The organism is Rhodoligotrophos sp. CJ14 (assembly GCF_038811545.1).
Classification (GTDB): domain Bacteria; phylum Pseudomonadota; class Alphaproteobacteria; order Rhizobiales; family Im1; genus Rhodoligotrophos; species Rhodoligotrophos ferricapiens.
In genome coordinates this window covers 2,294,183-2,313,964 of sequence record NZ_CP133319.1, presented here as the reverse complement: position 1 = coordinate 2,313,964, position 19,782 = coordinate 2,294,183, and the positions used below count along the sequence as shown (strand labels likewise).

Here is a 19,782-nt window from a genome sequence, read left to right as displayed (position 1 = left end):
CATGCACAGCATCCAGCTTCGGCTTTCGGCTGCCTTGGTCGCGATGCTCGTGGCGGCGCTCGCCTATCTGTCGTTTCAGACGACGAAGCGGGCAGAAGCCCTGCTCCTGCCAGAGGTCGAGCATAAGGCGGAAACGGTCGCCCGCTCGGTCGGCGCGCTGATGCAACGGGCGCTGGAGGTGGGCGTACCGATGGGTGAGATGCGTGGGCTGGACGGGTATCTCAGCCGCATTCTCGCGGGCAATCCGGAGTTTTCAGCGGTCAGCATCAGTGATCCGGCGGGACAGAGGCTCTATGGTGCAGGCCTTGATGCTGACGCGGCCGTATCTGCGGTGAGGGCGCCGATCGGCAGTGGAACCCCGCCACAGGCCTATGCGGTGGTGAGCCTCGACCCGGCCTTCGTGCAGAGCGTCATCTACAAGATGTGGATCGACCTGGCGATCGTCACGGTGGTGACCGCGCTGGTCGCACTGGAACTGCTTTATATCAGTTTCGGGGCCGGGCTTTACGGGGCCATCGAGGGTGTCGAGAGCAGGGTCTATGCGATTGGCCATAGCGATCTCCGGCCGCATACACCCGTCGACAGCCGCAGCGAATTTGGCAAGCTTGCAACTCTCATCGATCAGCGGCTTTCCGGCCTCAATCAGCGCTTCAGTGCGCTTCGGAGCCTGGTTGCCGAACGCGGGCAGGCGAGTGCTCAACAGGCGTTGAAGGGGCTTCAGCAGAAGTTTCACCTGGGCGAGACTGCTGCGCCTGAAGCTCTGTCCGTCATCGCGATCAGGGCACCGCTGTTCGTGTTCATGTTCGCGGAGGAGCTCACGAGGCCCTTCCTGCCGATCTATATCGAGAGGCTTGCATCCCCCATTCCGGGGCTTTCACCCGAGCTGGTGATCAGTCTGCCAATGGTCGTGTTCCTGGCGATCGTGGCGCTCACACAGCCCGTGCTGGGCGGGCTCACGGAGCGCTACGGACGCAGGCCGTCATTGCTCTGGGGCGCGGTGTTGGGGGCCCTCGGCTATTGTGGCGCTGCGTTCGCACCGGATCTCGTGAGCCTCACATTGGCGCGGGCGCTCTCGGCGGTGGGCTTTGCGCTGGTCTTCGTGGGAGCTCAGGGGTTCGTGATCGATAACACCACCGCTGGGCAGCGTGCCCGCGGCATGGCGGTGTTCATCGGTGCGATATTGGTAGCGGGTCTGTGCGGGCCACCGATCGGCGGCATCATCGCCGATCGGCTCGGCATGGAGATCGCTTTTCTCGTTGCGGGCGCGATGGCGGGCTTAAGCCTGCTTCTCGCCTTGCTCTGCATTCCCCGCACGCCCGGACATCAGCCTTCCGGACCGCCGATCCGAGCGCGCGATTTCGGGGCGACATTCCGCTCGCCCAAGCTCGTCGCGCTATTCTTCTGCTGCGCCATGCCGGCCAAGATCCTGCTGGTCGCCGTGTGTTTCTTCCTGATGCCGCTGCATATGAAGGATATCGGGCAGGACCAAGCGGCAATCGGGCGAATGCTCATGATCTATCCGCTGATCATGGTGCTGCTGGTCCCAAGTTTTGCTTCGCTCGCCGACCGGTGGAACCGGCGGGTGGCCTTCGTCGCGGCAGGCGGGGCGATTGCGGGCCTTGGTTCGCTGCTGGTGATGATCGATGCCAGCAGCCTCGTCGTGCTCGGCGCGATGCTCGCAAGCCTCGGGATCGGACAGGCGATCAGTATCGCACCGCAATCGGCGCTGGTGGGCGAGTTCGGCAAAATGCTGCAAGAGCCCATCGGCGATGGTCCGCTCTACGGCATCTTCCGGTTGGTGGAACGCACCGGGAATGCTCTCGGCCCTGTGATCGCCGGGTTCCTCCTCGGGCTATATGGTTTTCAGACGGCCGTGGTGATCATCGGAGCCCTGGTGATCGCGGGGGCGCTTATTTTCGCGATGGGTGCGTCTGGCGTGCAGGGCAGGACAAAGAAGACGTCTTCGCACAGAATTGGAGGGCAGCCCGCATGAGGCGTCGCGAGTTCCTAACCTTAAGTCTCGGGTCGGCTGCCCTGCTGAACGGGGCCACCTGGCCCGTGCTGGCACAGATGCCCGCGTCCACCACGCCGAAACGGATCTATCGCATCACCTATCGCGGCCGCACCGCGGTCGAAGAAGGGTTTGACGATTATCTCGCCGCCAATGGCGCCAGTGTCGAGTTCATCGAGCGGGATGCGGATCGGGACACGGCCCGCCTGCCGGGCTTTATCGAGGAGATCCGCGCCCTGAAGCCCGACCTCGTCTATACCTGGGGCACGCCGGTGACGCTGGGCATCGCCGGCCGCTACGATGCGGAGGACAAGGCCAAATACATCACCGAGCGGCCGATCGTCTTTGCCCTGGTGTCCGCGCCCGTCCAGGCGGGAATCGTGAGAAGCACGCAGCATCCCGGGCGCAACGTCACGGGGGCCGTGCATGTGGTGCCGACGGAAACCCAGCTGCGGGCGATGGAATCCTATCTGCCGTTCAAGAAGATCGGGGTGATGTACACCCCGACGGAGCAGAACTCCGTCTCGATCGTGGAGGAGCTCGAGGCCTTGCAGGGAAAGCTCGGTTTCGAGCTGATCGCGCGGACATTCAAGATGGTCGAGGGGCGCCCGAGCGCCGAGGGCATTCCTGAGCTGGTGAGCGAGATCAAGGCGGCCGGTGCCGATTGGCTCTATCTGTTGCCCGATACTTTCCTTGGCACTCAGTATAAGATCGTCGTGCCGGCGGCTTTGACACAGAAGCTGCCGACTTTCGGCGCCGCGGAGCTGGCCATTCGCGAGGGCGGCGCGCTGGTTGCCCTTGTCGCCCGATATTATTCGGTCGGACAGCTCGCGGCCTCGAAGGCGCTGAAGATCCTGCAAGAGGGAATTCCGCCGGAGGATCTTCCAATCGAAACCCTCAAGAGATTTTCGCTCATCATTAATATGAAAGTCGCAAAAGAATTGGATTTATACCCCCCGATTGAGATGCTGAATTACGCGGAAGTCCTGACAGGCTAAGCGGGCCTACAGGGACTGGAAACAAGAGTATTGGGGGCAATGTGACTGTCGCGGTGAACTCGATGCGGGTTGCGCCGGAGTGGCGGGAAATCGGGGCTGCGGACGTGGCGGCGGTGCATGAGCTGCATCTTGCCGCGACACAAAAGGTCGGGCGCCCCGACCTCATCAGGCCGGAAAGTCGTGCGTTTTTCGAGAAGATGGTGTCCGGCGCCGGCCGCATCGTCGGCCTGTTTGATGATGAGGGCCTCCTCGCCTATGGGGTGCTCCAGTGGGATCTTTCGATCGAGGAGGACCCTTATGGGCCGCTCGGGCTCGATAGAAGTGCGAGCCTGGCAAAGCTCGCGGGCACATCGGTGCGCCCGGCCGCGTGGGGCTGTGGACTCCATTCGCAATTGATCGCTTGGCGCATCGAGGCAGCGCGCTCGCTCGGCTTCCGCCATCTCTATTCCACCTCCGCCCCGGGCAATCACCGGAGCTGGACAAATCTCATAGGCGAAGGTTTCGGCATTTGTGCGCTGAAGGAGCAATATGGCGGACACCTGCGGTTTCTGCTGACCCGCACGGTCGACGAGCCGGTGCGGCAAGCCCGTTCAGGAGAATGGTGCGCGGTGGAGGCCATCGGGCGCCAGCGCCAGCTTTTGGGCGCGGGGCATCAAGGCGTTGCCTGGCGCAAGGCGAAGGGCGCGCATGAGATCTTTTACGCGCCGCGGCATTGAGCCATGCCTCATGAGGTCAATGCGAGAGATGCGTGGCGGGCCGGAGCGGTCCTGGAGGTCGATCTCGGGCTGATCGCGGCCAATTACCGGGCCATGTCGCAACGCTATTCGGGCCGCACTCTCTCGGCGGTCGTGAAGAATGACGGCTATGGGCTCGGGCTTTCGCCGGTGGTGAAGACCCTTCTCCAGGAGGGGTGCACCCATTTCTGGGTCCGCGATCTGGCAGAGGCGATGACCGTGAGGGAGATCGCGCCGCGAGTGGAGATCTTCACCTTGCATGGGTTGCAGGGAGAGGATCCGGCTAATTTCGCGACTGGCCGCATCACACCGGTTCTGGTGAGCCGCGGCGAAGTCGCCCTCTGTGCGGCCACGGCGCGCAGGGCGGAAAGCAGGCTAGCGGTCGCCATTCAGCTGGACACGGGGCTCGGACGCCTCGGCCTCGATGAGGCGGATGTCATCCGGCTTGCGGAGGATAGAGGCAGCCTCGCTTCCCTCGAGATCAAGGCCTGGGTCTCGCATCTCGCGGCCTTCGATCTCCCGGATGCGGAAAGCAATCTGGCGCAGCGAAAACGGCTGGTGAGCTGGCTTGCCCATCTGCCTGCTGCCCCGATCAGCCTTGCCTCCTCGTCAGGCCTCTTTATGGGGGCGGATTGGCATTTCGATATTGCCCGGGTCGGCAGCGCGCTTTACGGCGTGCAGACCTCGACCACATGGCAGGATGGGCTTGAGCCTTGCTACCGCCTCACGGCGCCCATTCTGCGGGTTGCGCGCGCTGCGGAAGGCGCCACCATCGGATATCGCGGCATAACTTGTCTCAAGCGGCCTTCGGTGATTGCGACTGCCGCGATTGGCTATGGCAACGGATTACCGCAAGGGTTTGGCCGGGAGTGTCGCGTGCGGGTTGCGGGAAATGAGGTTCCGATCGTCGGCGGCATTGCGATGAATCTGACCATGCTCGATGTGACCGATCTCCCAGAACGGGCGGCAGCGCCCGGTGAGCGGGCGGTGTTCCTGGACAGCAAGCAGACCGTGGACAAAGTGGCGGGCTGGATCGGCTGCGCGCCGAATGCGCTTCTCACCCAGATCGGCGCGGGAACCCGGCGGGCCTATCTCAGGGACGGATCACCCGTTGAGGTCTGACACGGCGGCGCTGGCATCAGGATAGATCCTGAACAGCTTGGCAAAGCCACTGATCGTGAACACTTCTCGCACCTGCGGCGTCATTCCCGCCAGAGCAAGGTCGGCCGCCTTGGCTTTGCTCTGCTTGGCGGCGAGCAGAAGAACGCGAAGTCCGGCGCTGGAAATATAGGTCAGACGCGAGAAGTCGACGATGACCTTGCGGCCCCCATCGAAGGCGGGCAGCAGCGCTGATTCGAGGTCGCGCGCCGTATTGCTGTCAACGCGGCCCACCGGTGCGATGACGTCGATGCCGTCGCGCTGTTCGCGATCTATTTCCATTGCGGGATCCTCACTCCTCACTGGCGGACCGGGCGGCGGACATAGGGTACCTTTCAGGCGGCAAACGATTTGGTCAGCACGACCTGGTTCCGGCCCTTTTGCCGCTTGTAGTCGATTTTATCCATCAATTGGCGGACGAGATGGACGCCAAGGCCTCCCACCTGGCGCTCGTCCAGGTCCGATTCGAGGTCGGGCTCGGGGGTTTGCCGCGGGTCATAGGGCTCGCCGTCGTCGCTGATACGGACAAGGAGCTTGCTGCCTTGCAGGGTCAGTCCCACCTCGATCATGTGCTCCTGCTTATCCGAATAGCCATAATGAATGGTGTTGGTGAGCAGCTCTTCGAGCGAGAGATTGACGGCATGGGCGACCTCGGGGCTTATCCCATGCATGCCGCAGAACTCGTCCACCTTCGAGGCCAAGGGCTCGATTTCGGCGACATCATTGCGGATCACCGCGTGCAGGCTCGGCGGAACGGACTGCTCGGACACAGACGGCCTTTCCAACTCTTCCGGCGAGGCGGATTTGTGCCGATCGATCAGCCGATAGACCGCCTCCCGCCCGAACTGCTTCGGAAGTTCGACAGTGCCATGATACTCCACGGAATAGCGCGGCGAATAGGGGACACCGGTCATCGCCGCCTCATAGAGGCGCTCGTCCATCTCGGCGCGCAACAAAGCGACGAAATGCTGGGATGCGAAGATCTCACCGGGGACGGCTACGGGCTCGATGCGCGCGGCGCGGTTCACATGGTGGCCGAATATCATACTGCGGCCGGTCATCGGGTGCATGCCGACGAAAACGGGCCCGGCGTGAAGCGCAATGCGGAAGCGTGGTGATCGGGCAAGGCCATAGCGGGCGGGATCTATCGCGGCGACCGCATTCGACAGGGCTGCAGCGTAATCGGCAAGATCGTGGGCCGTTTCAGCGGCGGCGTGGATCGCATCGCCCCATGTATTGATCAGCAGCGGCGGCCTGGTCAGTGTTTCGACCTGCTGCTGCGCCTCGCTCAAGAGGTCGAAGAGAAGCGGGATCTCGTCGTCACGGAAGTTCGTATAGGTCGCGATATCGGCAAACAGAATGGCGCGAATGGCGCGCGGGCTCGTGCTGAGTTCGGCGAATGCCTCAGTGTATGGTTCAGGGACGGCATCATCAGCCCCGGAGAGTTCGTCGAGGTCGATAATGGACAGGCGGTCGAATTCCGGCCAGTGATCCATGAAGTCGGCCGGACTGCCGAGCTCGGCGGGGGCGCTCGGGCTCCAGAGGAGCAGGAGATGCGCCGTGGTCCCCCGCGCTTCGGCGTCGAGGCGCGCCATGCCTTGCAGCACCTGGTTGTTAAAACGAATAAGCGTTGGATCGCCCAGCAGCCGTTCCTCGCAATTGACATTCACACTCGCAGCCCGCGCGCAGAGGCGCTGAAAACGGTCCACCCAGGGTTGGCCGGCGGGCGCGACATACTGGCTGATGAAGTCGTCGCGCTCGCATGGGATATGAATGTGCAGGATGCCGCCGAGATCGAGCAGTTCCTCGCCGAAGAGGATATCGCCGCCGGCCTGGCCCGAGGCATAACCGATCAGATTGCCGTAAGACTCGAGCTTGGTTCTGATCGCGATGCGCACGGCGGGTTCGATGGCCGGCGGGAAGGGCCCGGGCGTATCACGGTCATTGGCGCGCTGACCGGCGAACAGAACGATTTTCGGTGCAGCCATCGTTGCAAGATTGCCCTTCTGCGCATCATCCCGTAGAGCACGATCCTGACGGCTGCAAATAGTTCCGGCAAGCCTGTGTCCTCACGGCGACACATAACACTCAATTCGGGCGGGACCACTACGGTGACGGCAAGAATTCAAGCGATTTATCGCATTCGCGGCAGCAGCACGACCATTGCGGAGCGCGCTCAACAGATCGCTGTAGAGCAGAGCGTCGAGATGCCGGTTGCTGCGATCGCGGCGCCGCATGTTCTCGATACGATTGTGGGGCAGGTCGAAACCATCTCGGAACTGGGCGATGGTTTGTTCGAGGTGCGTATAGGGCTCAGCGTCGAAACGGTCGGCGATGACCCCGGTCAGCTCGTCAACATGCTGTTCGGCAACAGCTCTCTGCATGAAGACGTGGCATTGGTCGACGCGGTTCTGCCCGACACGCTTCTTGCGCAATATGACGGGCCAAATCATGGGATCGAGGGGCTTCGCGCCCGCGTAGGCGCAGGGCCGTGGGCGCTGACCTGTTCGGCGCTCAAACCGCAGGGGCTGTCGGCAAAGGCACTGGCCGAGCTGGCCTATCGGCTGGCGCTGGGCCGGCTCGATTTCATCAAGGACGATCATGGTCTCGCCGATCAGCGGTTCAGCCCCTTTGCCGAGAGGGTGCCAGCGTGCGCGGACGCCGTCCGCAGTGCAGCAGAGAAAACCGGCCATCCCACCCGGTATGTGCCGAGCCTGACGGGGCATCTCGACAGCTTGCGGCAGCAGATGGAGATCGCGCGGGCGGCAGGCATCGATACGGTCATGCTGGCACCAATGATCGCCGGCCTGTCGAACTGTGTTCGGCTCAAGCGAGATTATCCCGATATGGCCATTCTGGCCCATCCCAGCCTCGGCGGTGCCGCCAGGATCGCGCCCGAATTTCTGCTGGGCGGGCTGTTTCGCGCGATCGGCGCCGATGGCATCATATTCCCCAATCATGGCGGCCGGTTCGGCTATTCCGCCGAGACATGCCTTAGGATCGCGGATAGGGCGCGGGGATCTTGGGGGGGCACAAAGGGCAGTCAGAGGGCCGGCCTCAAGCCCGCGATTCCGGTTCCGGCCGGGGGGATGGTGCTGGAGCGGGTGACCGAAATGCTGAATTTCTACGGGCCTGACGTGATGCTGTTGATCGGTGGCGGCCTGCTTTCCGCAGGGGCCAAGCTCACAGCAGCAACGGAGGCCTTCACAGCGGCAGTTCGGGAGCACAGATATGGCTGACCATCAGAATCGAGGATCTGCCGTGCATCGTGAAGCCCGCAAGGACTATCGTTGGGAAGGTGTCGACCGCCTGGCGTACAAGGAGGAGGGCTCGGCGCCCTTCAAAGACATTACACGCCAGGTGCTGATCACGGATGCGCATCTTGCCTGCGAGATGCGGTATTTCGAGATGGGGCCGGGTGGCTATTCCACGCTCGAGCGGCATGAGCATGTGCACGGGGTGATGATCTTCAGAGGGCGCGGGCATTGTCTGGTGGGCGATGAGGTGCGTGCGGTCTCTGAACGGGATCTCGTGACCATTCCGCCATGGACCTGGCATCAGTTCCGCGCCACGGGCGATGAGCCGTTTGGATTTCTCTGCATGGTGAATAGCGAGCGAGACAGGCCTCAGCTTCCTTCCCCTGAGGAGCTTGAAGCCCTGCGGCAAAATCCGCGTATCGCCGCCTTTCTGGACGGTCGAATCCGGGAGCTCGATTAGCCAGAACAGCTCATCGAAGAAGAAAGGGCGAAGCCGGTACGGTACCGACTTCGCCCTCAATGTTCAGAAACTGTCAGCGCTCAAAGCGACTTCTGGATCCACTCCAGGATCTTGCCCTTCGGCATGGCGCCGACTTGGATCGAGGCGACCTGTCCGTCCTTGAAGAGCATCAGGGTCGGAATTCCGCGCACGCCATATTTCGCCGGCGTGCTCTGATTCTCGTCGATATTGATCTTGGCCACCTTCACCTTGTCGCCAAGCTCGGTCGCAATCTCTTCCAGAGAGGGCGCGATCATCTTGCAAGGGCCGCACCACTCTGCCCAGAAATCCACGACGACCGGAGCAGAGGACTTGAGAACGTCCTGGTCAAAGCTGGAATCCGAGACTTTGACCGTGGCGGAATTGTTGGTTGCCATTGATGTACCTCGATTTTGGGCGCAGCACGTCCGCACCGCGAGTTGACGCCAAGGTAGGGAGCGCGGGTTTAGGGGTCAAGAAGTGCTCCGTGCAATGCGCCGTTGATGTCGACGCATTGCTTCGAGCTCACAGCTTCCCGTCGGGCTTCTACCCCGAGGACATTCAGCGGACGACCACGGTGGTTCCGATCGGAACACGCTCATAGAGGTCGATAATGTCCTCGTTCAGCAGGCGAATGCAACCGCTGGAGACGTTCTGGCCGATGCTCCAAGGCTGGGAAGTCCCGTGAATACGGAACAGCGTGTCCTTGCCATCCTTGTACAGATAAAGCGCACGCGCGCCGAGCGGGTTTTCGGGCCCGCCATCCATTCCCGTCCGGTAAGGCTCAAGCTTGGGATCGCGCGCGATCATCTCAGCCGGGGGGAACCAACGGGGCCATTCCTGCTTGCGCTCGACGACGGCCTCGCCATTCCAGGCAAAGCCCTCACGGCCAACGCCCACACCATAACGAAGCGCTTGTCCACCCGGCAGCACCAAGTAGAGGAAACGCTGGCGTGTATCGATGATGATTGTTCCGGGAGCCTCGGACCCGTTGAAATCGACAACCTGACGCTTGTACTTGCTCGCTAGGCCGCGGCTCTCGGTGGTGAAGTTGAATCGGGTCGTCTGCGCATAGCCCTCACTTGCGAAGAGCATCCCCGTGATCATTAGCGCACAAACCAACCCAGTACAGATAGCTCGTAGCATGTCGCACCCTCAGCACCCGTTTCGTGCAATACTCCTTAGCCCCAGTCTGTACGCCGGTGTCAGTCAAATTTTCGTTTCCGAAAATTCTGAGTCCAACTGTTGCTCAAGTTCAAGAATGTCATCGGGAATGGGCATGCCATAGGCCCGCATTTCGCCGAGTTTCTCCCGAAGGGAGAGATAGAGCTCATGGCGATCCTCCGGCTGGTTTTCCATCTGCGTCAGCAGCATGGATAGTTCTGCTTGCAGGCGGTCAAACATGCTCGTTCTCCGTGGGCTGTGATCGACGGCGCGTGACAGGCGCCAGACACAATCGTGCCAGCCGTCTTTCGAAACTCCGTTACCGCGACAATGGTTCAACCGAGATAGGCGATGGCCACGAAACCGAGCACCACGGCGGCCACCCCGCTGATCATGACGATGTTGAAGTTGTTGTCGATCAGCTGCCGCGCGGCGGGACCAAACCGCTGGAACAGCAGGGCAACGATATAGAAGCGGAGGCCCCGGGTGATCAGGCAGGCCACAATGAACACGACCAGGCCGAGCTGGGCAACGCCGCTGGCAATGGTGACGAGCTTGAAGGGGATCGGGGTTAGACCCTTGGCCAGAATGATCCAGCCACCCCATTCCTGGATATTGCTCCGGAACGCATCAAAGGCGGCCTGAATGCCGTAGAATTCGATGATCGGGCGCCCGACCAAATCATAGAGAACATAGCCGATGAGGTAGCCGAACAGGGCACCGAGTACCGAGGCCGCGGTGCAGACAAAGGCTGCCAGCCACGCCCGCTCGGGCCGCGACAGGACAATCGCCGCCAGCACCGGATCGGGCGGCACTGGAAAGAATGAGGCTTCGGTGAAGGAGACCAGGGCAAGAGCCCACATCGCATGCGGCCCCTCCGCGAGGGCGAGCATGCGGTCGTATAGCCTGCGCATCATGCCGCGTGCCGTACCCGCTTAGAAGGGACAGGGAGCTGATCTGGCGTGCCGGCCCGTACCGCCATCGGAGCGGGCCGTCCAGCGCGAGATCAGACCAAGCGTATTCGGAAGCTCAGTGTGCGGGCAAGAGAGCTGCCGCGGGACGATCCCGGCCGACGGCATGCTCGCGTCCTGCCTCATCGGCAACGGCTCAGTCGCGCGCCGTCGACTTGACGCCGTCGCTCGGCATCGCTGCGCGTTCGGCTGCGCTGTGCTCGAGGCGGCCCGCCGGGTCTGCCGGCTTCTCGTCCGGATCCTCGGCCATTCCCTTCTTGAAGCTCTTGATGCCCTTGGCAACATCGCCCATCAGCTCGGAAACCTTACCGCGTCCGAACAGCAGGATGATGACCAATCCCACAATGATCCAATGCCACGCGCTCATCGTACCCATGATCGTCTCCTCGTGTTCCCTGAACCTCATGCCTTGAGCAGAGGCACAACTGGGCAGATTTGATCTGCACCCTTCGGGCAGCGTGCTCCACCTCACATAATGAGCCGGAGAGGCATGGCGAAGGCCCAGCCCGGGAATAACATGTCGGCCTCACCTTGCACCAGGACGGCGGCGGTTTCCAGCAATAACGCCGGGTGAGACGCGATGCCCTCCCTTCAGCGGTCCGGGCTTGCACGAAACAGGCCAAAGCTGCCGGTGGCCCTGCGCTCAGTGCCCGTTCATGCTCCAGAGCTCGCGCAGGGGGCTTGCCTTATACGTGCCGAGGATGCGGAGGTAATTGGTGAAAAACCCGAGCTCCTCAAGCGCGAAGGCGACATTCCGGTCCTCGGGATGGCCGACGATGTCGGCGTAGAACTGGGCGACATTGAAGCCCTCATCCACATAGGATTCAAGCTTGATCATGTTGACGCCATTGGTGGCAAAGCCGCCGAGCGCCTTATATAGGGCGGCCGGAACGTTTCTCACTTTGAATATGAATGTCGTCAGGACGGGAGCATCCTCCGGCCGAGCATCCTCGCGGCTTGCCGAGAGCACCACAAAGCGTGTCGTATTATGGGCGGCATCCTCGAATTCCGTCCGCAATGCCTGCAAACCATAGATCTCAGCCGCAAGGCTGGTGGCGATCGCCGCCCTGGTCGGGTCTTGCGCCTCAGCGACCTCGCGCGCGGCACCGGCAGTATCGGCGGTCGTGATCGGGGTCAGGCCCAAGGCGCGGATCGACTTGCGGCACTGACCCAAGGCATGAGGATGGCTCGCGACGGTCTTGAGGGTCTCGATGGTAGCGCCGGGGATGGCGAGTAGCTGATGGTTCACCCTGAGGAAGTGCTCGCCCACGATGTAGACGTTCGATTCCGGCATCAGGTGGTGGATATCGGCGACCCGTCCCGCGAGCGTGTTGTCGATCGGGATCATTGCCAGATCGGCGCGACCTTCCGCCAATGCCGCGAAACAATCGGGAAAGGTCTCGCTGGGGATCGCCTCGTCGTCAGGGAACATCTGCCTGACCGCGATATGCGAGTTCGCCCCCGGCTCTCCCTGGTAAACAATCTTGCGTCTGGACACGACTATCACCGGCTGAACGGCCGGCAGCTCACACTGGGCCGATATTACGATCAACCACGCAGCGCGGCTGCCATGCGCCGCGCCCGCTCAAGGTCGGCGGGAGTATCGACACCGAAGGGGGCAGAGTCAACGAGTGCGACATCGATACGCATCCCCGCTTCGAGCGCCCGCATCTGCTCGAGCCGCCGGTCCGCCTCCAGTCGCGACACTGGCAGGGAAACGAAACGGTCAAGGGCGCCTCTGCGAAAGGCATAGATGCCGATGTGGTGATAATGCGGGCCTTTGGCGCCGCTGGGGAGGGTCCGCACGAAGTCGATGGCACGTGCCGTCCGCGCGCCGGGCAAGAAATTGGCGATGGCCTTGACCACCGATTCGCTCGATTCCTCCTCGCGGCTGCGGGTCGGCGCCACAAGCGTGGCGATATCAACGCCCGGCGTCTGGAGCGGGAGGAGGGCGGCCCGCAAATCCTCGGGATCAACCGCCGGAAGATCCCCTTGCAGATTGACAACGATTTGATGAGATTCTTCGGGATCGATCGCGGCCACTGCGGCATGGACACGGTCGGAGCCGCTGGCGAGCGCCGGGTCGGTCAGGATGGCCTCACCACCCGCGGCGATCACAGTGTCGCGGATTTCCGGTTCAGCGCAGGCAACGATCACCCGTCCGACGGCTGCTGCCTGAGCCCGCCGCAGAACGTGGACGATCATCGGCTCGCCACAAATGTCGGCAAGCGGCTTGCCAGGAAGGCGTGTTGAGGCCATACGAGCAGGGATGACGACCAGGGTGTTTTCGATGCTCGGAAGGGCCATGGAATGCGTCTCGGTCGGTCGGTTAACTCAGGTCCAGCGCGGCATAAGTGCGCACGGTGTCATGCATGTTGCAAGGAAAAGACGAACGTTTTAGGGTCCCCGCGCGTGGGATGGGCTGCCGCAGCGCGAAAGCGCTTTCCACACCACATTTTTGTTTGCGCCATGGCAACGGAGAGGGGACGCACTGCAGATGATGGATTCGTTCGAATTCAACAAAATAGCGGGAGCAATACTCTTTTCTCTCCTTGTGGCCATGGGACTAGGGCAGGTGGCCGAAATCGTGTTCCATCGGGAAACGCCGGAAAAGCCGGGCTTTGCGGTGGCCGTTGAGGAAGCGCCAGCTCAGGGCGGTGGTGCCGGTGGGGCTCCGGCGGTGCCGTTTGCGGAACTGCTGCAGAAGGCCAGTGTGGAGAAAGGCGAGGCGCAGAGCAAGAAATGCGCGACCTGCCACACTTTCGAGAAGAATGGCGGAAACAAGATCGGCCCCAATCTCTATGGTATCGTCGGTGAAGAGGTGGCGGCCGCGGATCTGGGCTTTGCGTTCTCTCCCGCGATGCAGCAGAAGGCGCAGGAGATCGGCCATTGGAGCTATGACACTCTGAATGAGTTCCTCTCCAATCCGCAGAAATATGTGCCGGGCACCAAGATGAGCTTTGCGGGGGTCAAGAATGACCAGGACCGCGCCGATCTCGTTGCTTATCTCCGTACGCTAAACGACAACCCGCCGCCGTTGCCTGAAGCGCCGGCCCAGGGTGCCGCGCCCGCTGGTGGCGAGGCTGCCCCGGCTGATGGTGCTGCTCCGGCTGGAGGCGCTGCTCCGCAGGGCGCCGCACAGGGCGCTGCTCCGCAACAGGGCGGTGCAGCCCAGCAGGGCGCAGCGCCGGCACAAGGCAGTACCTCCCCGGTTGCTCCTGCGGGCCAGAATGCTCCGGCTCAGGGCTCGGCGCCGGCTGCTCAAGAGACGGCTCCCGCACAGGGTGGCGCGCCCGCGCAGGGCGCCGCCCCGGCACAGGGAACGCCCTCGCAAGAAACAAGCCCGGGTTCGGGTGCGCCGACCAGCCAGCCGGCTCCCGATCAGCCAAACCAGCCGGGACAGCAGGCGCCAAGCAATTCGCCGGAGGTCACGCCGCAGCAGCAGGAGGTTCCGGGTAGCCAGGATGGCTTCCTCGATCTCGCGCCGGACCGAGATCGATCGGCCGGCCTCTTCGAGGCAGATGATCTCATCATAGAGCCGGCCGGGGACCTTACCCCGGCCGTTTCTTTTTCAGGCAACAGCTTTGCTCAGGTTCAGGTTGCGCAGGCTCAGGCTGCTCAGACGGCGCAGGGGGCATCGTCGCTGGGGACTCTCCTCGCCAAGGCCGATGTCAAGCAAGGGCAAGCGCAGGCGCGCAAGTGCATAGCCTGCCATACCTTTGGCAAGGGTGAGGGTAACAAGATCGGCCCCAATCTCTACGGCATTGTGGGAGAAGAAGTTGCCGCCCCGTCGCGGAACTATGCATTCTCCTCCGCTATGCAGGCGAAAGCCAAAGAATGGGGCACGTGGACCTACGAGCATCTCTTTGCCTATTTGGAGAAGCCGACTGCGCTTGTTCCAGGCACTAAGATGGCGTTCGCGGGCATCAAGAAGGATACCGATCGTGCGGCGCTCATCGTTTATCTACGCTCGCTCGCGGATGAACCTTTACCGCTGCCTCAATAAATCAATCACATATCATTGCAGAGAATTAATGCCGGCACGCCTATCGCCGGTTTTTTTGTTTATGGCATAGAGTCTTCAGGAACAGCACCAAAGAGGCAGGGAGCGAAATGACTATAGATCTGACGCGGAGAGGAACCCTTGGGCTGTTTGGCGCCACGGCTGCCTGGGGTCTGCTGCAGCCAGGTCTGGCTCATCAGAGGGCATTCGCGCAGGCCAGCGATGTTTGGCACCATGGCTCGTCCCTCTTCGGGGATCTCAAGTATGGGCCGGACTTCGCGCATTTCGATTATGTCAACCCGGACGCCCCCAAAGGTGGGCGGGTCCGGCTCTATGCGCCGGGTGCTTTCGACAGCCTCAATCCATTCACATTCAAGGGCAGGCCCGCCACCATCGTGGCGCTCGCCTTTGATTCGCTCACAAGTGCCTCCCTCGACGAACCTGGCGCTGCTTACGGGCTCATAGCCGAGGCGATCAAGTTTCCAGCGGATTTCTCCGAGGTAACGTATCGGCTGCGGAAGGAGGCTCGCTTTCATGACGGGCAGCCCATTTCTCCTGCGGATGTGATCTTCAGCATGGAGGCGCTGAAGAAGGCTTCGCCGTTCTATGCCGCCTATTACCGCAATGTGACCCGTGGCGAGCAGACCGGGGAGAACGAAGTCACCTTCTTCTTCGACCAGAAGGGCAATCGCGAATTGCCGAACATCACGGGGCAACTCATGGTTTTGCCGAAACACTGGTGGGAGGGGAAGGATGCTGCTGGCCGGCCGCGCGATGTGACAGCGACCACGCTGGAGCCGCTGCTCGGCAGCGGGGCTTACAAGGTGGAGCGGGTGAATGTGGGGCGCTCGGTCACCCTAAAGCGCGTGGAGGATTATTGGGCGAAGGACCTGCCGGTCAATCGCGGAACCAACAATTTCGATGAGATCACTCAGGAGTATTTTCTCGATCCCTCGGTGGCCTTCGAAGCATTCAAAGCCGATCAGTATGATTGGCGGCTGGAGAATTCAGCGCGGAACTGGGCGACGGGCTACAATTTTCCGGCGATTAATCGCGGCGACGTCGTCAAGGAAGAGTTCCGGTTCGAAAATCCGGACCCCATGCAGGCTTTCGCGTTCAATACCCGGCGGCCGAAATTCGCCGATCCGCGGGTAAGGCTCGCCTTCAATTATGCCTTTGATTTCGACTGGGCGAACAAAACGCTGTTCTATGGGCTCTATAAGCGCCTCGACAGCTTCTTTGCAAATTCGGAGCTGGCAAGCTCAGGATTGCCAGAGGGCAAGGAGCTTGCGCTGCTGGAGCCTCTGCGGGATCAGATCCCGGCTGAGGTGTTCACCACGGCCTATACGAATCCCGTCAATGCAACGACCACGGATCAGCGCAATAATCTGCGCACCGCCATGAAGCTGCTGAACGAGGCCGGCTGGAAGATCGAGAATGGCGCTCTCAAGAATGCGGCCGGCGAGGTGATGACGGTCGAGTTCCTGCTGGTACAGCCTGACTTCGAGCGGATCGTGCTGCCCTACACGCAAGTTCTGAAGCGTCTTGGGATCAATGCCAGCGTGCGCACGGTGGATACGTCGCAATACACCGCCCGTCGGGATGGGTTCGATTTTGACGTGATCACGCATGCCTGGCCGCAATCCCTTTCGCCGGGCAATGAGCAGCGGGGGTTCTGGGGCAGCGCTGCCGCAGACGAGCCGGGCAGCGAGAATGTGGTCGGCATCAAAAACCCGGCCGTGGACACGCTGATCGACAAGATCATCTATGCGGAAAGCCGCGAAGATCTCGTGGCGGCCTGCCGTGCGCTCGATCGGGTGCTCTTGTGGAACCATTATGTGGTGCCACAATGGTACTCACCGACAGATCGAACGGCGCGCTGGAACCGCTTTTCCCATCCAGCAACCATGCCCAAATATGCGACCGGTTTTCCAACTATCTGGTGGTACGATTCAGAGAAGGCCGCAAAGATCAGGGGACAAGGCTAAGCAATGGCGCCAATCACCCGGCGAAGGGTACTCACGATCGCCGCGCTCTCCGGTCTGGGAGCGCTTCTGCCGCCGATCCGCGCCAGAGCTGCTTCGGGCCAGCAGCCCCGTTACGGGTTCTCGACCTTCGGTGAGCTGAAATACCCGCCGGACTTCCAGCATTTCGATTACGTCGATCCGGACGCGCCAAAGGGCGGCAAGCTTTCGCGAACCGGAACGTCCTCGGTCAATACGTTCAACAGCCTCAATCCCTTCATCATACGCGGCGATGCGGCACAAGGGATGGAGCTGACCTTCGACACGCTCATGGCCCGCGCGCAAGACGAGCCGGATGCGATGTACGGCCTGGTCGCACATTCCGTGGAAATCCCGGAAGACAGGATGAGCGCCACCTTTCATCTGCGGCCGGAAGCCCGGTTCTCGGATGGCTCTCCGCTCACGGCGGAGGATGTGGTCTTCACATTCGAGGCCCTGAAGAACAAGGGCAGCCCCAGCTATCGAATCGCGCTCAATGATGTGGTGAGCGCACGAGCCGTCGACCCGCAGCAGGTCATCTTCACCTTTCAAGGCGAGAATGTCAGGGATCTGCCGGGACGGGTGGCAGGTCTCCCGTTGCTGTCGAAGGCCTATTATCAGGCCCATTCCTTCGAGCAGACCACCCTCGAGCCGCCGCTGGGATCAGGGCCGTATAAGGTAGGGCCGCTGCGGCAGGGCACCTTCATCACCTTCCTGCGGCGGGACGATTATTGGGCCAAGGATCTGCCGGTCAATCGGGGGCGCTATAATTTCGATGAGATCCGCTTCGAATATTATCGCGATCGCACGGCTGAGCTCGAAGGGCTCAAAGCGCGGGCGTTTCTATTGCGACAGGAATTCACCGCGCGAGACTGGGCAACCCAGTATGACATACCTGCCGTGAGAAACGGCCAGTTGCGGCGCGAGGAGTTACCCGATCGCAATCCTTCGGGTGCGCAGGGCTTTTTCATCAATATGCGCCGCGACAAATTCACGGACCCGCGCGTTCGCAAGGCGTTAAACTATGCCTTCGACTTCGAATGGCTCAACAAGAACCTCTTCTATGACAGCTATACGCGAACCAATTCGGTTTTCGAGAATTCCGAACTGAAGGCGGAAGGTACGCCTTCACCTGAGGAACTCACGCTGCTGGAGCCGTTCAAGAGCTCACTCACTGACGAGGTGTTCGGGCCGGCCTATATGTCGCCGGTGAGCAATGGCTCGGGTCAGGATCGCAAATTGCTGCGGGAGGCGGCGCGCCTTTTGGACGAGGCGGGCTGGCCGATCAAGAACGGACGCCGCACCAATGCCGCCGGGGAGGCGCTCACCATCGAGTTTCTGATGTTCGAGCCGACCTTCGAGCGGGTGGTCGCACCCTATATCAAAAATCTACGTTTGCTCGGCATAGAAGGGCGAATGCGCATCGTCGATACCGCTCAGTACCAGGAGCGGCTGAAGAATTTCGACTTCGATCTGGTGTCGCAACGCTTCGTGTTGGGGATAACGCCGGGTTCCGAGCTCTTTGCCCTGTTTGGCTCTGCAGCGGCCGACGATGTTGGCAGCTATAACCTTGCGGGCATCCGCAGCAAGACAGTGGATGCCCTGATGGACAGGATCTTACGGGCGAATAGCAGGCAAGAGATGGTGACGGCCGCCCATGCGCTGGACCGGGTGCTGCGCGCTGAACATTTTTGGGTGCCCCACTGGTACAGCGCGAAACATCGGCTGGCCTATTGGGATGTGTTCAGCCGGCCCGACAAAATCGCCGATTACGCTCTCGGTATCGAGGATACCTGGTGGTACGAACCGGAAAAGGCGGCAAAGCTTGGCTTCAATTGACATGTTTCAGTCCCTGCATTGCATCGCAAGGCGCGAGGTGACCGGCTGAGATGGCCAGCTATGTCTTGAGGCGGCTCCTGTTGATGATCCCGACTTTGCTCGGAATCATGCTGGTGAGCTTCATCATCGTGCAATTCGCCCCGGGCGGTCCGGTGGAACGGGTACTGGCCCAGCTCTCGGGCGCCGATGTGAGCGCCACCGCCCGTATCGGCGGCGGGGGTGGGGAGACGATGGGCGGCGCGACCCCGTCCGGCGTCAATGATGGCGGCGTCTCCTCCAAGTATAGAGGCGCGCGCGGGCTTGATCCGCAGTTCATCAAGGAGCTCGAACGGCAGTTCGGTTTCGACAAGCCGGCCCACGAACGCTTTCTGCTGATGTTGAAGAACTATGCCACGTTCAATTTCGGCAAGAGCTATTTCCGCGACGTATCGGTGGTGGATCTGATCAAGGAGAAGCTGCCCGTCTCCATATCCCTCGGGCTGTGGATGACCCTGATCTCCTATGGCATTTCGGTGCCGCTGGGCATTGCCAAGGCGATGCGAGACGGCTCACGCTTCGATGTCTGGACTAGTGCTGTCATCATCATCGGCTATGCAATCCCGAGCTTCCTGTTTGCCGTTCTGCTGATCGTGCTGTTCGCGGGTGGCTCGTTTCTCGACTGGTTCCCGTTGCGGGGGCTGACCTCCGACAACTGGGCCCAGTTGCCCTGGTATCAGAAGATCACTGATTATTTCTGGCATTTGGCCTTGCCGATCACCTCACTGGTGGTCGGCGCCTTCGCGACCACGACGCTGCTGACCAAGAACTCGTTCTTGGACGAGGTACGCAAGCAGTATGTGATGACGGCGCGGGCGAAAGGGCTGACCGAGCGGCAGGTTCTCTACGGACATGTGTTCCGCAATGCCATGCTCATCCTCATCGCTGGCTTTCCCGGCGCTTTCATCTCGGCCTTTTTCACGGGCTCGCTCTTGATCGAGACGATTTTCTCGCTGGATGGGCTGGGACTCCTTTCATACGAGTCGGTGATCAATCGCGATTATCCCGTGGTCTTTGCGACATTGTACATTTTTGGGCTATTGGGGCTGCTTATCAATCTGCTCAGCGATCTGACCTATACCTGGGTTGATCCCCGCATCGATTTCGAGTCACGGGAGAGCTGAGTGGAT

At 61.4% G+C, this 19,782-nt stretch carries 19 protein-coding genes; 10 read left to right on the top strand and 9 right to left on the bottom strand.

Going from position 1 to position 19,782, the window contains the following annotated elements; translation table 11 throughout:
• The first annotated feature begins 1 nt into the window (after position 1).
• From RCF49_RS10770 to alr, 4 genes are read left to right on the top strand one after another with little or no spacing between them, the layout of a single operon-like run.
• The gene (locus RCF49_RS10770; protein ID WP_342644021.1) at positions 2 to 1,993 is read left to right on the top strand and encodes an MFS transporter; all 1,992 of its coding nucleotides are present in this window, start codon (positions 2 to 4) and stop codon (positions 1,991 to 1,993) included.
• The gene (locus RCF49_RS10765) at positions 1,990 to 3,009 is read left to right on the top strand and encodes an ABC transporter substrate-binding protein (RefSeq protein WP_342644020.1); all 1,020 of its coding nucleotides are present in this window, start codon (positions 1,990 to 1,992) and stop codon (positions 3,007 to 3,009) included. The genes RCF49_RS10770 and RCF49_RS10765 overlap by 4 nt, the downstream gene beginning before the upstream one ends.
• A 41-nt stretch (positions 3,010 to 3,050) precedes the next feature.
• Positions 3,051 to 3,725, top strand: a complete 675-nt coding sequence (locus RCF49_RS10760) for a GNAT family N-acetyltransferase (protein WP_342644019.1) — start codon at positions 3,051 to 3,053, stop codon at positions 3,723 to 3,725.
• A gap of 3 nt (positions 3,726 to 3,728) precedes the next feature.
• Complete coding sequence (gene alr, locus RCF49_RS10755; RefSeq protein ID WP_342644018.1) at positions 3,729 to 4,865, top strand: alanine racemase; 1,137 nt, start codon at positions 3,729 to 3,731, stop codon at positions 4,863 to 4,865.
• Here alr and RCF49_RS10750 read toward each other — a convergent pair.
• Together RCF49_RS10750 and RCF49_RS10745 are read right to left on the bottom strand one after the other, a co-directional pair.
• Positions 4,848 to 5,183, bottom strand: a complete 336-nt coding sequence (locus tag RCF49_RS10750; protein ID WP_342644017.1) for an STAS domain-containing protein — start codon at positions 5,181 to 5,183, stop codon at positions 4,848 to 4,850. The two genes, alr and RCF49_RS10750, sit on opposite strands and share 18 nt — an antisense overlap.
• Positions 5,184 to 5,236: 53 nt before the next feature.
• The gene (locus tag RCF49_RS10745; protein ID WP_342644016.1) at positions 5,237 to 6,889 is read right to left on the bottom strand and encodes an ATP-binding protein; all 1,653 of its coding nucleotides are present in this window, start codon (positions 6,887 to 6,889) and stop codon (positions 5,237 to 5,239) included.
• A 123-nt stretch (positions 6,890 to 7,012) separates the two neighbouring features.
• Between RCF49_RS10745 and RCF49_RS10740 the strand changes: the two genes are divergently transcribed.
• Positions 7,013 to 8,140 carry a RuBisCO large subunit C-terminal-like domain-containing protein gene (locus RCF49_RS10740; protein ID WP_342644015.1) on the top strand — a complete coding sequence of 376 codons (1,128 nt, stop codon included), beginning with the start codon at positions 7,013 to 7,015 and terminating at the stop codon, positions 8,138 to 8,140.
• Positions 8,133 to 8,618, top strand: coding sequence for a cupin domain-containing protein (locus RCF49_RS10735; protein ID WP_342644014.1), 486 nt, complete (start codon positions 8,133 to 8,135; stop codon positions 8,616 to 8,618). The genes RCF49_RS10740 and RCF49_RS10735 overlap by 8 nt, the downstream gene beginning before the upstream one ends.
• A gap of 80 nt (positions 8,619 to 8,698) precedes the next feature.
• Here RCF49_RS10735 and trxA read toward each other — a convergent pair whose 3' ends face one another.
• The 7 genes from trxA to RCF49_RS10700 form a co-directional block, all read right to left on the bottom strand.
• Positions 8,699 to 9,034 (bottom strand): thioredoxin TrxA, encoded by a 336-nt coding sequence (gene trxA, locus RCF49_RS10730; protein WP_342644013.1) that lies wholly within the window; start codon positions 9,032 to 9,034, stop codon positions 8,699 to 8,701.
• A 163-nt stretch (positions 9,035 to 9,197) separates the two neighbouring features.
• Positions 9,198 to 9,731, bottom strand: a complete 534-nt coding sequence (locus tag RCF49_RS10725) for a L,D-transpeptidase (RefSeq protein WP_342644012.1) — start codon at positions 9,729 to 9,731, stop codon at positions 9,198 to 9,200.
• A gap of 114 nt (positions 9,732 to 9,845) precedes the next feature.
• Positions 9,846 to 10,040 (bottom strand): hypothetical protein, encoded by a 195-nt coding sequence (locus RCF49_RS10720; RefSeq protein WP_342644011.1) that lies wholly within the window; start codon positions 10,038 to 10,040, stop codon positions 9,846 to 9,848.
• A gap of 95 nt (positions 10,041 to 10,135) precedes the next feature.
• Positions 10,136 to 10,717, bottom strand: a complete 582-nt coding sequence (locus RCF49_RS10715; RefSeq protein WP_342644010.1) for a YqaA family protein — start codon at positions 10,715 to 10,717, stop codon at positions 10,136 to 10,138.
• Positions 10,718 to 10,907: 190 nt separating this feature from the next.
• Positions 10,908 to 11,147 carry a twin-arginine translocase TatA/TatE family subunit gene (locus RCF49_RS10710; RefSeq protein WP_342644009.1) on the bottom strand — a complete coding sequence of 80 codons (240 nt, stop codon included), beginning with the start codon at positions 11,145 to 11,147 and terminating at the stop codon, positions 10,908 to 10,910.
• Positions 11,148 to 11,414: 267 nt separating this feature from the next.
• Entirely contained in the window at positions 11,415 to 12,269 is an 855-nt protein-coding gene (locus RCF49_RS10705) for a prephenate dehydratase (RefSeq protein ID WP_342644008.1), read from the bottom strand.
• Positions 12,270 to 12,319: 50 nt separating this feature from the next.
• Positions 12,320 to 13,078 (bottom strand): 3-deoxy-manno-octulosonate cytidylyltransferase, encoded by a 759-nt coding sequence (locus tag RCF49_RS10700; protein WP_342644007.1) that lies wholly within the window; start codon positions 13,076 to 13,078, stop codon positions 12,320 to 12,322.
• Positions 13,079 to 13,268: 190 nt separating this feature from the next.
• Between RCF49_RS10700 and RCF49_RS10695 the strand changes: the two genes are divergently transcribed.
• The 4 genes from RCF49_RS10695 to RCF49_RS10680 all read left to right on the top strand — a co-directional run bounded on the left by RCF49_RS10695 (position 13,269) and on the right by RCF49_RS10680 (position 19,776).
• The gene (locus tag RCF49_RS10695) at positions 13,269 to 14,777 is read left to right on the top strand and encodes a c-type cytochrome (RefSeq protein WP_342644006.1); all 1,509 of its coding nucleotides are present in this window, start codon (positions 13,269 to 13,271) and stop codon (positions 14,775 to 14,777) included.
• Between the two features lie 107 nt (positions 14,778 to 14,884).
• On the top strand, positions 14,885 to 16,762 hold the full coding sequence (locus tag RCF49_RS10690; RefSeq protein ID WP_342644005.1) for an extracellular solute-binding protein: 1,878 nt from the start codon (positions 14,885 to 14,887) through the stop codon (positions 16,760 to 16,762).
• Between the two features lie 3 nt (positions 16,763 to 16,765).
• Positions 16,766 to 18,616: an extracellular solute-binding protein gene (locus RCF49_RS10685; protein WP_342644004.1), complete on the top strand. Its 1,851-nt coding sequence runs from the start codon at positions 16,766 to 16,768 to the stop codon at positions 18,614 to 18,616.
• Between the two features lie 50 nt (positions 18,617 to 18,666).
• Positions 18,667 to 19,776: a microcin C ABC transporter permease YejB gene (locus RCF49_RS10680; RefSeq protein ID WP_342644003.1), complete on the top strand. Its 1,110-nt coding sequence runs from the start codon at positions 18,667 to 18,669 to the stop codon at positions 19,774 to 19,776.
• Positions 19,777 to 19,782: the final 6 nt, after the last annotated feature.